Origin of the sequence: Rhizobium sp. CB3090 (assembly GCF_029714285.1) — a bacterium.
In the GTDB taxonomy this organism is placed as follows: Bacteria; Pseudomonadota; Alphaproteobacteria; order Rhizobiales; family Rhizobiaceae; genus Rhizobium.
Window position 1 is genome coordinate 1,239,034 of sequence record NZ_CP121663.1, and the last position, 13,792, is coordinate 1,252,825.

Sequence of the window (13,792 nt, forward strand, 5' to 3'; positions counted from 1 at the left end):
AGAAAATCCTGTTCCGTATCTCGTCGACACTTTGATCGTTGCATCGTTCACGCGAACAAGGCAGCATGCTCTTCCTTGGCGCAGCAACAGATCAATAGATTTTTGTATTTCTCCGAATTGCTACTTATTGCCGGGGATGCGGGGCAAAGGGACTGACACCGTAATGGTGACGCGCGCGCAGCAAATTGGCGTCGTTATCGGCCTAGCGATCGTCACAGCGCTGACGATCCTGCGGGTAAGCGATCCGCAATTGCTGAGGCTCGCCCGTGATTTGACATTCGACCAGTATCAGCGCCTGGTGCCCCGGACCTTCGAGACCCAGCCCGTCCGGGTGATCGACATAGACGAAGCGTCGCTGCGCGAATTCGGTCAATGGCCCTGGCCGAGAAACCGGATTGCCGCGCTTGTGGACAGGCTTTCCGACATGGGCGCCTCCGCCATCGCTTTCGATGTCCTTTTCGCCGAGCCCGACCGCCTGTCGCCTCGCAATGTCGTGCGCGACGTCACCGGCATCGATCCCTCACTGCTTGGCAAGCTGCCGGATAATGATGAGATTTTCTCACAATCGCTGTCCGGAAGGCCCGTGGTGCTGGGCTTCGGCCTCTCCAACGAAGGGACCTATCTGCCGTCGGTCAAGGCAGGATTTGCCTATACGGGTGAAAGTCCCTTCGGTGCGCCGCCCGTGCTCAAGGCCGCGACGCCGCTGCAGCCGCAATTGGAAGCCAATGCCGCCGGCATCGGCCATATCAGCCTCAATCCGGGTGCATCATCGGCGGTGGTGCGCGCGGTTCCGCTTTTTCTCAGCGACGGCAAGCAGCTTTACCCCAATCTTGCGCTCGAAGCGCTCCGGGTCGCACAGGGAGCCTCCACCTACATACTCGACGCGGCGCCGGACACGCCGAACACGCTAACCCGGGTTAAGATCGGGGATTTCGTGGTGCCGGTAACGGCGACGGGAGAGCTCTGGCTCTATGTGAGTCCCGACACTGCGGAGCGGTATATTTCCGCAAGCAAGGTGCTGACGACCGAAGACGCCTCGGCCGATATCAAAAACGCCATCGAAGGCAGCATCGTTTTCATCGGAACCTCCGCTTCCGGCTTGCAGGACGTCCGCACGACCGCCCTTGGTGAAAACGTGCCGGGTGTCTCCATCCATGCGCAGATCGTCGAACAGATCCTTTCAGGCCGCTTCCTTTCCCGGCCGGATTGGGCGGACGGGCTGGAAATCCTGTCCATCGCCGTGCTGGGCAGCCTTCTGGTGATCCTCACAACCTTCGTCAATCCGGCAGTCGCGCTTGCCTGCGGCCTGCTGATTACCTTTTTTGCCCTCGTCGCCTCCTGGGCGGCCTTTCTCTATGGGGGGCTCCTCTTCGACCCGCTGGCACCCATCGTCGCGGGATCGATCACGCATTTCGCGGCAACGGCATTCCGCTTTCTCGTGACCGACCGGGAACGGCGCGATGTCCGGCGGGCTTTCGGCCACTATCTCTCGCCATCGCTGCTCTATCGCATCGAGCATACGCGCAATGCCCTGCGCCTCGGGGGAGATGAGCGCGAGCTAACCGTCATGTTCGTCGATGTGCGAAACTTCACCCAGATCAGCGAGGAGATGACGCCGAGCGCCGTCGTCGCATTTCTGAACACGCTGCTCGATGCGCTGAGCCACCATGTCATTGCCAACGACGGCACGCTCGACAAGTTCATCGGGGACTCGATCATGGCCTTCTGGAACGCGCCCGTGGATGTCTCCGATCATGCCGGCAAGGCCGTGCATGCAGCTCTCGGCATGCGAGAAACCCTCGCCCGGCTCAACGGCACTGATGCATTCGGTTTCGGAGGCAAGCGAAAGGTCGGGATCGGGATCGGCATCCATACGGGGCTTGCCTGCGTCGGCAATATGGGTGCCGAGACACGCTTCAACTACTCAGCAGTCGGCGATGCCGTAAACATCGCCGCGCGCATCGAAACAGCCTGCAAGGACGTCAATTTCGACATTCTGGTATCCGAATCGACAGCTAGCCTGCTGCCCGATTGTGCCCTGCTCGAAGCGGGAGCGCTGACGCTGAAAGGGAAGAGCATGCGAACCAAACTCTTTGCGGTGGTCGGCGATGCGCGCCTGGCAAGATCTGCCGAATTCGTCGAACTTTGGGCTATGCACAGGCGGCTTGTCGATGCTCTGCGCGCGCGGTCCACGAGCAACCGCAAACTCGTCAGCGCCGTGAAACTCAAGGCGCAGGTCGCTGCGACAGGACTATTGCAGGATTTTTACAGCCAGATTTCGCGCCGAGCCGGACACTTCGTCGATGAACCAGAAGACAAAGCGGCTGACATCTAGCTGATTTTGCAGCCATCGCCGCTTTCAAATGGCATCATTGAAAGCGGACAGCAGCCAGTACGGCTCAAAGAGCTTTGTGCGCTACCGATGGTGATGCCCGCCGCCATCATGATCGCCATGATGGCCGTCATGATCACCATCGTCATGGTCGTCGTCGTCATGATCGCCGTGATGGCTATGATGCTTACCGTCGTCGTCATGCTCGTGCGGTTTACCGGGATCAGGCGCGCTTGGCGTATTGGGGACATCCGGCGTGCTGGGAGTTTCGGGCGTATTCGGTGCGGCGGGGGCCTGGGCGCGTGGCGATTCCGGTGTATCGGGTTGTGACGGTGCAGGATTATTAGCCGGAGCGCTGCGCGGAGATATACCGTTAGGCCGGTCTCTCATCGCGGTCGACAGGCCACAATCGCCACCGCCCGCAAAAGCCATTCTTCCCGAAAGCGTTTGATCGCCGGACAGGAACGGCAGGGCTTTCTGGTTGCCGAGCGTCTTGAGAATATCGCGGTTGACCCGGCGCGGATCGCTTATCTCGCCATTGCGTTTGGCGACCACGCAGTCGCACTGCGCCTTCAATTGCCTGCAGCCGCCCGCACCGCAAAATTGAGCGGCGCCGTTCAACAGAACGACCGCCGTCGTCCCATTGCGGCCGACATAAAAATCAAACGCGGTTCCGCGCACACCGATCGTTCCGGCCGGCGTCACGATTTGATAGGCCGAGTGGTTCGAATTTCCGCTCATCCAGCGGAAAGTCCCCTTTGCCGCATTTATCGTAAGTTTTTTGACCGCGCCGGAGTCATCGAAGACGAATTTGTCGATGACGACAGATGAGCCGGCGCCGACGGCCAATTTCGTGCCATCTCGAAATGTGAACTGTCCCAAGCCCGAAATGGAGGTGCGGATTTGCTCGTCCCGGTGGACAGGATCAGCGACCGCCAACGGACCGCCTGCGCCGGTAACTTCAGTTTTAATCAACACCGCCTCGCCGACCTTTTCGGCGGCTCTCGAAGAAAAGGGGGCGAGCAGCGTGACGCTCAGCACAGCGATCGCGGCATCACGGAGACACGACATCTCACCCTCCAAGAGTATCCTTGTTTTACCATAGGATAGCCTTGAACGTCCTATCATCCTTTCTGAGTATAATTGATGCAGTCCGAGCTATTGTCGGATTAGGTGCAGCCGGAAAGCGGGCGCGAAAGGATATTCTACATAACCCTTCGGATGGGGAGGTCGACCGATTTCTTCAGCAATATCCAAAACGAGCCGAATTGTACGATATGCCGATTGTGGATCCGAAAGATTGAAGCGTCAGCTCTAAACGCCGCGCTTGTTCCCCCAAAGAAGCACATGCAACTGCGGCAGAACCCGCGCCTCGAACCATCCATCTGCCGTCACCTTGTCCACCAGCCAGCGCATTCGATCCATGATGCCGTCAATATCGATCGTTGCATCATCCGCTTCAGGCGGAGGGGGCGTGTGGTTGCCGGGCTGCAGATAGACCGGCAGATGCGGAAAACGGGCGGCGGCGGCACGTGCATAGGCATAATCGCGATCATCGAAAACGACGATCTTCAACGCGATCTGCGGTCCGTCGGCCGCCAGGCGGAGACAGTCCCCGAGGGCGTCCCAATCGGTTGCCATTCCGCTCGAAGGCGGCTTTGGGCTCAGCACCAGCACGTCGAGATCGGCAAACCATGCCTTCGCGATGCTCGCCTGGGTTTCCAACGCAAACCTGTAGCCTTGGTCGTGGCCGTGAGCGATCAGCGATCCGAGCGGCTGGATCGCCGGATTGCCGCCGGAAAGCGAAACCATCAGCGGCTTGCCTCCGGAAAGCCGGGTCACCTCCTGCCAGATCTCATCGACCGACATCGGCCGCCATTGATCGCGATAATCGCTGTCGACCGCATGCAGCGTATCGCACCAGGAACAGCGATAATCGCAGCCGCCGGTCCGGACGAACACTGTCGGAAGTCCGATCAATATTCCCTCGCCCTGGATTGTCGGCCCGAAGATCTCGCTGACGCGGATCGTGGTTTCGCGCGCCTCGCTCATGGCCGATATTCCGCCCAGGTCTTCGGCGTCTCGCTGACGCGCACTGCCGACGTCTCTGGCAGACGCTGCTTGCACCAGTCGTAGAAATGCTTTGCCAGATATTCCGACGTCACACGGTCATGACCGAGAACTTCGTTCAGATGACGATGGTCGAAATGCTCGTCGATATAGCGCTTTAGCGGCGCAAGCTCATGGTAGTCGCGGACGAAACCGTCGGCATTAAGCTCGGCAGCCGAAAGCTCCACCTCGACGATATAGTTGTGCCCGTGCAGCCGGGCGCATTGATGATCGGCCGGAAGATGGGTGAGCTGATGCGAGGCGGAGAAGTGAAATTGCTTGGTAATGCGGAACATTACTTCACCTCCTCGGCCGAATAGCCGGCGGTCGCCGCCACCCAGAAATCCGGATCGTCGTACTCCGTCGGGTCGTCGACACCGGCGAGATGGAAGGCTTCGCGCCGTTCGACGCAGGTGCCGCAGCGGCCGCAATGACGAATGCCGCCTTTGTAGCAAGACCAGGTCTCGGCAAAGGGCGTGCCGTTCTTCGCGCCGTCGGTCACGATGTCTGCCTTGGAGATGTTCACATAGGGCGCATAGAGCGAAACGTCGGCATAGCCATCCAGGGCGTGGTTCTGCATCTGCTGAAAAGCATCGATGAAGCCCGGCCGGCAATCCGGATAGATGAAATGATCGCCGCCATGAACGGCGACGGCGACGGCATCCGCCTTCTGCGCGGCTGCAAGGCCAAAGGCGATCGCGAGCATGATGGCGTTGCGGTTCGGAACCACGGTCGCCTTCATCGTTTCTTCGGCATAGTGTCCGTCCGGCACCTCGACGTTGTCTGTCAAGGCCGATCCGGTCAGGTGTGCGCCGATGGCGGTGATATCGATGACGTGATGCGGCACGCCGAGGCGTCTGGCGCAGGCGGCGGCGAATTCCAGCTCCTTGCGATGCCGTTGGCCGTAATCGAACGATACGAGCCCGATAAGCTGATGTTCCGCAGCGACCTTATGGGCGAGCGAAACAGAGTCCAATCCGCCGGAGCAGATGACGATAGTCTTCATAATTTGGGGTCCCTTGTTTTGACCGGGTGGGCTGCGACCGGATAGTTGAGCCTTTCGAAAGCTGTGCCGGGGTCATTAACAGCAGACCCTGGCAGAAGCAAGGCGTGCACGATCACCCGACGAGAAGCAGGTCATCATAGCCATGAGCTTGCGGCGGGCGGATACTCCAATTTAGGTATATATGTCTCTTGACGATTTAAGCTTAACGATTCATTCGGCAAGACAAACAAACATTTAGTATTTAAAGCCTATAATGGCCGGACATTGAGGCGCTAACTTAGTCAAACCTAAAACATAGAAAGACGTTGGCGCCTATGGCCTTCGCAGCAAAAGAGCTTGGTCAAAACGAACGTTTCCTGTCCGCTATATTGCATAGCGCGCATGAACTCATGGCGATCTATGATGAAAACCCTCGCATAGCCTCGATCTTTGCCGCGCAGCAAAGGTGGCTTCTGGCGCATGCCGGCTATGCTCTGTTTCTCGGCTATCCGGATGATCCCACGCCGGCGCTTTATGCCGGCAGGTTTCTCGATTTCGCAATCAGGCACAAAATCGCAAGCCGCAACACGGCGGCGGCCTTCCTGAAGGAAATGGTAGCCTATCGCTTCGTTCGGCCAATCGCCGGCAGTTCCGACCGCCGCATCATCTTGCTTGAGCCCACCGAAACGACCCGCGAATATATGGCCCGCTGGATCTATACGCATCTGCTGGTTCTGGATGCGCTGGACGGCGGCGACAGGATGGCCAGGACGACGGCCAATCCGGCTTCAGTGCTGCAAATGCAGCCTAAGATCGCCAAGATGATCTTTGACAGTGAAAGCCTGAAGAACCCCGGCGTAACCTTTACTCTGTTCAACTGGGCGACCTCCGGCGGCGTGGTGATGGACTATCTCATCTCCCGGATCAGCGAGATCGATCCCACCTCCGACAAGGTCTTGGTCGGCCCGATTTCGCTGAGACTCATCCAGAGCCAGTTCATGATTTCGGGCTCGCATCTGAAGCGGCTTTTGAAACAGGCGACAGAACTCGGAAGCGTCGGCTGGGCCGGCGCACCAGGCAAGAGCAGCTTCTGGCTGTCTCGAACCTTCGTCTCCGAATACTGGAACTATCAAGCCGAGAAATACGCAATCGTGGACACCGTCAGCCAAGCGGTGCTCGACCAGCCCGATCATTCGGCTAAATCCGACGAAGAGCCTCTTCCCCGCGCACTCGCAATTTCCGCATAAGGGAAAGAGAGGTCTGATGGGACCCGATCGATTCGGATCCCAAGCGCGGGGCATTCAACGAGATGGAATAGGCATCAGCCTATAGGTGAGCAAGCTCGGTAGTACTCAGCGTGGATTGAGACCATTGCCTGGCGCGGAGGTAATCTTGTCGGTCCCGTCGATCTGCGGCTTTACCGGCGAGCGCTCGATCTGCATCAGCCGCCATTCGTTCTCCAGACGATCGACTACATGTACGGGTATTTCTTTCCGTACGGTTTCACGCTCTTGCATCGAGGCCTCCCTGACGTTGGTGTTCCCTGAATGCCACGGGAGAAATGCTTTGTAAATTGGAGCATTAAAAAGTTTAAACGATTGAATTTGTTTTAATCGATTAGAGATGTGAATATATCTGAGGAGAACCTGATGAAGATGCAGGTTTGAATCTTCCGATTTGCTGCTCGGTCATTCCATCCGCTGCATCTGTTTTTTCCATCCCTCCTAAATCTGCCTGAAATCGGCCATTCCCGACCATTGAAACGCGAGTTGACCCTCGGCCTAGGAAACTCTGTGGTTTGCAATGAACGGCACGACTGCTGGGCAGCAAGCACGAAGAATAAGCCATGCCGCGCCAGGATGTGACCATTAAGTCGGCTGTGAAATCAGCTCGCTTGACCATTTAGAAGTATCCAGCGCATTCACGGGTTAAACCGACGGTGCGTCGCGAGCGAACAAATCAGCGAACGTCGAAACCAAGACCTCCGCCTTGCCGACACCGATGACCCGGATGCCGTTTGGCAGCTCGCTTCTGTAAGTCTCATGGTGATGGCCATGGACGATTAGCTTGACGCCCATGATTTCAGCTAGATCGTCAATTTCGCAAAAGCCCAAACGACGGGAGGATGGCGCCTCGTGGGTGATCAAGATGTCGGCCTCCTGCGCCGCCAGCGCATTAAAGTCTTCAGCAAAAAAAGTGGACCTATGACGAAGCGGGAGTCCGCCTCGCCACATCCGGGGCGGCCGCGAGGCCAGGAACTCGTCGCGGCTAAAGAATTTCGGCAATCCATCGCCGGTGTGCGGGTGCCAGACTGCCTCGTGAAAGACGCCGCCGACACCAGCGATCCTCACGCCACCGGCACTCACTACGCGCGCGTTGAGGTTTCGATTAGCGATCGCACTCTCGAATACAAAGTCGTGCCACTCCTCGCGATCGGCATCATGATTGCCGTGGATGAAATGAACCGATGAACTGCCGCGGATCAAGCCATCCAATTCCTCATCGAGCGGGCGATCGAGATCAAAGTCCCGAGGAAAACCCACTGGACTTCGGGTCGATATCTATGCCGAAGTCAAAAGTTGGTTGTGGCGTCACAAAAATGGCGCCGATTACGTCGCGATCGCAGATCTGTTCCGGCCGTACGCCAGATAGGAGGCGGCGCCGGCCCAGCTCGCTGGCGACGTCGGCGCCAGCCGACGCTGCGCGACATTCGTGGCACAGATCATCAAGCTAGGCCGGAAGGTCATTGAACACACGGCGACGATGTTTGCCAAACGGGTGCCGTTGTCTCACGTCAACAAAAGCAGCATCACATGATCGCCCGCGTAAAGATCCGGTGTTCGTCCCCCGGATTTCACGGTCACGTCGTCCTGCACGTGATGAAACATGGGATGTTTGGTGCTGAAGGCACCATCAGCGCGTTTCGTTCGGCAGCGGTTGCTCGCCGACATTGAGCGGCAACAATATCTCGGCAATCAGGTTGCGAATCCAGCAATGAGCCGGGTTCCCCGTCGAGCGCTTGTGCCACACCCCGACGATGAGCGCCGGCGGAAGCGGCATGGGCGGTGTATAAAGGGAGAGGCCGAAAAGATCCGCTAACCGCTCCGCCAGTTGGCGAGGAACGAGTGCAATATGATCACTCTCGCTAACAGCTCGGCAGACGCCGAAGAAAACAGGAACCGTCATGACCACCTTCCGGGAGCGTCCGATCTTGGCCAGCGCCGCATCGCCCATGGCTTTTGTTTTTCCTTCGGGCGAGAAAAGGATATGTCCGAGATCGCAGAACAGGTCGATCGGCAAGGTTTCGCCAAGCGTTATTCCGGCGGCTTCGATTGCAGCGTTTCCTCTGCGGGCGATGGTCGTGAAGGACGATCGGAATAGCGGACGCCGGTCAATCCAGTCCGGGAATTCTGCATCAGGGATGAGAGCCATGTCGGCTTCATATCGCTCAAGTGAGTCGATGTAGCTGTTTGGTACGAGGTCGACTAATTGTACCCGAATACCCGGTGCGCGTTCGTGAATCTCTCGCGCCAGCCGCGGCATCAGCATCTCTGCAAAAAAATCGCTGCCTGCCAGCTTGAGAGTGATGCTGGCGCTCTTGGGATCGAAGGAGGCGCCACTCAAAATCGCCTCCATCCTGTCGAGCGTCTCGCGAAGAGGCAGCGCCAGACCTCGTGCATAATCCGTCGGGCGCAAGCCTTGGCCATGCCGGACGAACAACTGATCATCGAGTGCATAGCGTAATCTCGATAGGGCGCCGGAAACCGCCGATTGCGACATTCCCAACTTTTCGCCGGCTTTCACGGTCGATCCTTCGCGCAACAAAGCGTCGAGCACGCGCACAAGATTGAGATCAAAGGTCGCGAAATTCATTTCACCGATAGTTTCTATGCCATCAAACGATTTTTCTCATAATGGTCCAAGTGTTAAGAACTGCAAGACGAAAGCGCTTTCGTTTCATTCTGACAACAGGAGGGAACGATGATTGACCTACTTGAATGCCCCGATACGGTTGAATGGCTCGGGGTTCATTACCGAACCATTCTTGCAAGCGCAGCAACTGGCGGGGCGATGTCCATCGTCGACAGCCTCTCGCCCGTTGGCAGCGGGCCGCCGCGACACATCCATGAAAGAGAGGAGGAAACCTTCGTCCTTCTTTCCGGCTCCTGCGAATTTTGGATGGAGGGTAAGATCTTCACCAAGAAGGCGGGCGAGACCGTGTTTGTGCCGCGGGGAATGGAGCACACCTTCAGAGTTATCGGCGACAGGCCCTCGCGGCATCTGGTCATCCTGACACCGGGCGGCTTCGAAGGCTTCTTCGCCGATATGGCCGCAGGCCAGTTCCAAATCCCGCAGGATATGGAACGGATCGCAGAGTCTGCGGGCAGGCACCGCCTCCGCTTCACGGGACCGCCGCTTGGCGTGGCTTAGTCACTATGGCGCCTCGATCGCCTCCTGGAGTTTCAATCCAAAATATAATGGCGCGTCGGTACCGCCGAAGGCACGACCCGGCGCGACGAATTGGATGTCCGGCCCAACATGGGGGAAAGACTCCGTGCAGCGCAGACGAGATGAATGATAAAATCTGCCTCCGGTAGGCTTGCCGTATCCATCCAAGCAGGACCGCGGGATTTTGGCGCTGCGCGTGGTAATGTCGGTTCATGGAGATAGATGAGGACAAGATCGACGATGCAGTTTTGGCGCGTTGTGGCTGACGCGGCATAACGACGTTTTGCCTGGAAGGGTTTTGATTGGGCAACGACGGATCGGCTTCACCAGAAGGGCATGATCGGCAACCCAGTCAACAAGTCGAAGACATTGGTGTTGACCGATGAGGGCTTGGAGCGTTCGGAAGCGTTGTTCCGGGAGTTGTTTACGCGGTCGCCGCGATAGCCGTCGCTTTGTGTACCTTCCATTGCCAAGGCAGTAATTCGTGCAGGCGGGAGACGGGAAGATCGGCGATGCGGCGAACACATCGGCGAGCCATACTTTGGGATCGACGTCGTTGAGGCGGCATGTCGTAATGAAGGTGAGGATGACGGCGGCGCGATCGGCCCCACGTTGGGAGCCCGAGAAGGTCCAGTTTTTCCTTCCTAACGCCATCCCCCGTTCATTCTGTCCATGTCGGCGACGAAGTCGAGGTTCATTATCACTGGCATCCGTATTTCGGCCAAAAGGTGTCTGTTCAGCGCGTCGAAGAACGAGCGACAGGTCAGTTTTTAAAGGTTTTGAGGCCGACCGGTGTCGTGCTCGCGATTTCGGGGTGGATGATTGATCCTGTGGTGTGTAGCGGCATGACCATGGGAACGGCACGCGTCGATCTTGCGGCGCTGATCGAACTGAACAGACTGGTCTCAGGCGGTCCGAAGGCGGCACTCTTCCGAGGTGAACATAGAATCACTCAGGAGGAAGATGATGAGATCCCGCAACACGCTGGCGCCGGCGTCGGCGCGCTACAACCACGCCATCAGCAACTCGTATATCGCCGCTCGCCCTTGATTATTCCCGCTGAAACGGCGAAGGAAGTTGATCACATAGTTTTTCGGACGGCCCAATGTTTAAGATTTTTGCCATAGCGGCAATCGCAGCAGTGACCCTCATGTCAGCAACACCCTCGTTCTCACAAAGCATTGAGATCGGTCCTGGCGGCGTGCGCGTCAACCCCGGCATGGAGCCGCCGCCTCGCGACATGGGTATTACCGAGCGCCAAGCCGTTCACATAGCGCGCCGCGAAGGCCTGCAGGACGTCGATAGCATCAGGCGCAGAGAAAATGTCTTCATCATACGCGGTGTGGACCGCGATGGTGACGACATAAAAGTCGTGGTTGATCGGCAAACGGGTCAAGTTCTTTCGGTTGAATAGGTGCGCTAAATACGAGCGTTTAGATGACAGTTGAGGCGCTTACCGAAGCTGCCATCGCTTTGCCGCTTGTGGTCCGTCAGCCGACATCCAATTGTTGGAGCGCCGACGATTCGCAACGTCTTACGCTCGGATGCCTTAAAGTTCCAATTTGTTGTCCCATGGATTTGGAGCGAAAGAGAAAGCTGGGTACCTGATAGCCGGGGTCAAATGATCACGAGCTTCCACTTCATACGAGACGCTGTGCTCTCGTTCGGTCATCTATCCAGCTCGGCATTGTATGAGGTGCTTCGCCGTTGTACTCTGTAGCTGCGATAGGTGCGTAATGTGCTCGAGCCAGAGCCGAGCCGAAGTCCGGTCGCGTTTCAACCCGTGAATAAGTAACCGCGGATATGGAACTTATCGTCGCCCTTGGCCTGATTGTCTTCAAGGTCGCGTTTCTGATTGCGATCCTTCTGCTGCTGCCCTTGCCGCTGACCTGGCTGGAACGCAAGATCGCCGGGCACATACAGCAGCGGATGGGCCCGATGCGCGTGGGGTGGCACGGGCTGCTGCAGCCGATGGCGGACGGGATCAAGCTCTTAACCAAAGAAGACCATATTCCGGCCGAGGCCGACCGCTTCCTGTTCAAACTGGCACCAATCCTGGCCCTCGTCCCGCCCTTTGTGGTGTTCGTCGCGATCCCCTTCGGCGAAAATATCTCGGTCCTTGGCGCCAAGATTACGCTCTACGTCTCCAATATGAATGTGGCGATCCTTTTCGTCTTCGCCGTGATCGGGATCGAGGTCTATGGCGTGATCTTCGGCGGTTGGGCCGCCAACAGCAAATATGCTGTCCTGGGCAGCCTCAGGACATGTGCGCAAATGATCAGCTATGAGATTCCGATGGGGTTCTCGGTCATTGGCGTGGTGATGCTGGCGCAATCCATGAGTTTGCTCGAGATCGTGCGGGCGCAAGCCGACGTATGGAACATCGTCTATCAACCGATCGGCTTCTTCGTATTCTTCGTCGCCGGCCTGGCCGAAGCGCAGCGCATTCCCTTCGATCTGGCGGAAGCGGAAGGCGATCTGGGGGCTGGCTTCCATACCGAATACAGCGGTATCCGCTTTGCATTCTTTATGGTCAGCGAATATGCAATCGTGTTGCTGGTGTCGGTCCTGGTGGTGATCTTATTCTTTGGCGGCTGGAACGGCATATTGATCCCCTTGCCGCCGCTCCTCTGGTTTCTGCTCAAGGTCGCGTTTTTCGTCTATTTGTTTATTTGGTTCCGCTTCACCTTCCCCCGCTACCGCTACGACCAACTGATGGCGATCGGATGGAAAGTCTTGCTTCCTCTGTCGATCGCGAACATAATTATTAGCGGTATCGTCTTCTTTTAGGGGTCACAGCGGGCTCCGCAGCGAGGCGACAATGTCGCGCGCGCAGGACAGATTTGGAACATGGATCGGCTGGGCATTCTTCGCCGATCTGGTGAGCGGTTTGGCTTTGACCTTCCGTTACATGTTCTCCAGACCCGTAACCATGCAATATCCTGACAAAGAAAAATGGTTGCCCTACTCGCGCTACCGCGGCCACCACTTCCTGACGCGCGACGAAGAGGGCGAGATCAAGTGCGTCGCCTGCGAACTCTGCGCACGCATCTGTCCCTGCGACTGCATCGAAGTCGTCCCCTACGAGGATGAGAAGGGCAATCGTCACCCGGCAAAATTCGAGATCGACACGGCCCGGTGCCTGTTTTGCGGGCTTTGCGAGGACGCCTGCCCCGCGGACGCGATCGCACTTGGCCAGCAGTACGAATTCTCGAGTTTTTCCTCCCGTGACCTGGTGATCGGACGCGAGGATCTGCTCGGCAAACCGGGCAAGGCGACAACCGGCGGCGGCGTGGTCGCTGCGCGCCTGAACACCGAACAGGACGTTCGGGTCGAGACCAGTGAGCCGCAGGGTTATAACTGGTGGCGGAATATCCGGCGAACGTGAAGGCACTTGCGTGAAGCCGGAGCGTGCAGACAGGAGGCTCAGATGCATGTTTGCCAAATTTTGAAAACCAAATCGCCCGAGCTCATTTCGATCAGACCAGATCGGCCAATGGTTGAGGTTCTGCGGTTGTTTCGGGACAACAATATCGGCTTCGTGGTCGTGGGCCGTAAGCCCGGGGAATGCCTGGGCACGCTGTCGGAGCGGGACTGCTGCAACGCAGTGGCTGAATACGGAACCGAAGCACCCATGATGCGGGTCGCCGACATCATGAACCGCAAGGTGGCAACCTGTACGACAGAAGATCTGCTGCCCTATGTGATGGCGATCATGACCAAACGGCGCACGCGCCATGTGTTGGTCATGGAAGGTGGCACCCCTATCGGCGTGGTCAGCATCGGCGACGTGGTTAAACACCGGCTCGACGAATCGATGCGCAACGAGCAGGCGTTGCACGAATACATTGCCGGCAACGGTTATCACTGATGGCGTCAGCCTGATGTCCAGATACGGGACCAGTCTGTCAGCGGGA

General features: G+C 57.6%; 15 protein-coding genes and 2 pseudogenes. 9 read left to right on the plus strand and 8 right to left on the minus strand.

The window, feature by feature from the left end; all coding sequences use genetic code 11:
- The first annotated feature begins 163 nt into the window (after nt 1-163).
- A complete protein-coding gene (locus QA646_RS24425; protein WP_283059319.1) occupies nt 164-2,335 on the plus strand; it encodes an adenylate/guanylate cyclase domain-containing protein in 2,172 nt (723 codons plus the stop codon).
- Between the two features lie 81 nt (nt 2,336-2,416).
- Here QA646_RS24425 and QA646_RS24430 read toward each other — a convergent pair whose 3' ends face one another.
- From QA646_RS24430 to queC, 4 genes are all read right to left on the minus strand, one after another.
- Nucleotides 2,417-3,403, minus strand: a complete 987-nt coding sequence (locus QA646_RS24430; RefSeq protein ID WP_283059320.1) for a FecR domain-containing protein — start codon at nt 3,401-3,403, stop codon at nt 2,417-2,419.
- A 243-nt stretch (nt 3,404-3,646) separates the two neighbouring features.
- The gene (gene queE, locus QA646_RS24435; protein WP_283059321.1) at nt 3,647-4,384 is read right to left on the minus strand and encodes a 7-carboxy-7-deazaguanine synthase QueE; all 738 of its coding nucleotides are present in this window, start codon (nt 4,382-4,384) and stop codon (nt 3,647-3,649) included.
- Nucleotides 4,381-4,737 carry a 6-carboxytetrahydropterin synthase QueD gene (gene queD / locus QA646_RS24440; RefSeq protein WP_283059322.1) on the minus strand — a complete coding sequence of 119 codons (357 nt, stop codon included), beginning with the start codon at nt 4,735-4,737 and terminating at the stop codon, nt 4,381-4,383. The genes queE and queD overlap by 4 nt, the downstream gene beginning before the upstream one ends.
- Nucleotides 4,737-5,447, minus strand: coding sequence for a 7-cyano-7-deazaguanine synthase QueC (gene queC, locus QA646_RS24445; RefSeq protein WP_283059323.1), 711 nt, complete (start codon nt 5,445-5,447; stop codon nt 4,737-4,739). The genes queD and queC overlap by 1 nt, the downstream gene beginning before the upstream one ends.
- A gap of 314 nt (nt 5,448-5,761) precedes the next feature.
- On the opposite strand from queC, the gene QA646_RS24450 reads away from it, so the two are divergent.
- The gene (locus QA646_RS24450) at nt 5,762-6,673 is read left to right on the plus strand and encodes a hypothetical protein (RefSeq protein ID WP_283059324.1); all 912 of its coding nucleotides are present in this window, start codon (nt 5,762-5,764) and stop codon (nt 6,671-6,673) included.
- 105 nt (nt 6,674-6,778) lie between these two features.
- Here the strand turns inward: QA646_RS24450 and QA646_RS24455 are convergent, their stop codons facing one another.
- From QA646_RS24455 to QA646_RS24465, 3 genes are all read right to left on the minus strand, one after another.
- Complete coding sequence (locus tag QA646_RS24455; RefSeq protein ID WP_283059325.1) at nt 6,779-6,943, minus strand: hypothetical protein; 165 nt, start codon at nt 6,941-6,943, stop codon at nt 6,779-6,781.
- Nucleotides 6,944-7,354: 411 nt separating this feature from the next.
- The gene (locus QA646_RS24460) at nt 7,355-7,969 is read right to left on the minus strand and encodes a metallophosphoesterase (protein ID WP_283059326.1); all 615 of its coding nucleotides are present in this window, start codon (nt 7,967-7,969) and stop codon (nt 7,355-7,357) included.
- Between the two features lie 370 nt (nt 7,970-8,339).
- Nucleotides 8,340-9,299 carry a LysR family transcriptional regulator gene (locus QA646_RS24465; RefSeq protein WP_283059327.1) on the minus strand — a complete coding sequence of 320 codons (960 nt, stop codon included), beginning with the start codon at nt 9,297-9,299 and terminating at the stop codon, nt 8,340-8,342.
- Nucleotides 9,300-9,407: 108 nt separating this feature from the next.
- On the opposite strand from QA646_RS24465, the gene QA646_RS24470 reads away from it, so the two are divergent.
- Together QA646_RS24470 and QA646_RS24475 are read left to right on the plus strand one after the other, a co-directional pair.
- On the plus strand, nt 9,408-9,857 hold the full coding sequence (locus tag QA646_RS24470; RefSeq protein ID WP_283059328.1) for a cupin domain-containing protein: 450 nt from the start codon (nt 9,408-9,410) through the stop codon (nt 9,855-9,857).
- A gap of 230 nt (nt 9,858-10,087) precedes the next feature.
- Nucleotides 10,088-10,319: pseudogene (locus tag QA646_RS24475) on the plus strand (DUF6429 family protein).
- Here the strand turns inward: QA646_RS24475 and QA646_RS24480 are convergent.
- A pseudogene (locus tag QA646_RS24480) lies at nt 10,300-10,535 on the minus strand (transposase domain-containing protein); the annotation flags it as partial. The pseudogenes QA646_RS24475 and QA646_RS24480 overlap by 20 nt on opposite strands.
- Nucleotides 10,536-10,603: 68 nt before the next feature.
- Between QA646_RS24480 and QA646_RS24485 the strand changes: the two are divergent.
- The 5 genes from QA646_RS24485 (at nt 10,604) to QA646_RS24505 (ending at nt 13,746) form a co-directional block, all read left to right on the plus strand.
- Nucleotides 10,604-11,002: a hypothetical protein gene (locus tag QA646_RS24485; protein ID WP_283059329.1), complete on the plus strand. Its 399-nt coding sequence runs from the start codon at nt 10,604-10,606 to the stop codon at nt 11,000-11,002.
- Complete coding sequence (locus QA646_RS24490; RefSeq protein WP_283059330.1) at nt 10,981-11,289, plus strand: PepSY domain-containing protein; 309 nt, start codon at nt 10,981-10,983, stop codon at nt 11,287-11,289. The genes QA646_RS24485 and QA646_RS24490 overlap by 22 nt, the downstream gene beginning before the upstream one ends.
- A gap of 389 nt (nt 11,290-11,678) precedes the next feature.
- Nucleotides 11,679-12,665 (plus strand): NADH-quinone oxidoreductase subunit NuoH, encoded by a 987-nt coding sequence (nuoH, locus tag QA646_RS24495; RefSeq protein ID WP_283059331.1) that lies wholly within the window; start codon nt 11,679-11,681, stop codon nt 12,663-12,665.
- Between the two features lie 31 nt (nt 12,666-12,696).
- Nucleotides 12,697-13,263 (plus strand): NADH-quinone oxidoreductase subunit I, encoded by a 567-nt coding sequence (locus QA646_RS24500; protein ID WP_283059332.1) that lies wholly within the window; start codon nt 12,697-12,699, stop codon nt 13,261-13,263.
- A 42-nt stretch (nt 13,264-13,305) separates the two neighbouring features.
- A complete protein-coding gene (locus QA646_RS24505) occupies nt 13,306-13,746 on the plus strand; it encodes a CBS domain-containing protein (RefSeq protein ID WP_283059333.1) in 441 nt (146 codons plus the stop codon).
- Nucleotides 13,747-13,792: the final 46 nt, after the last annotated feature.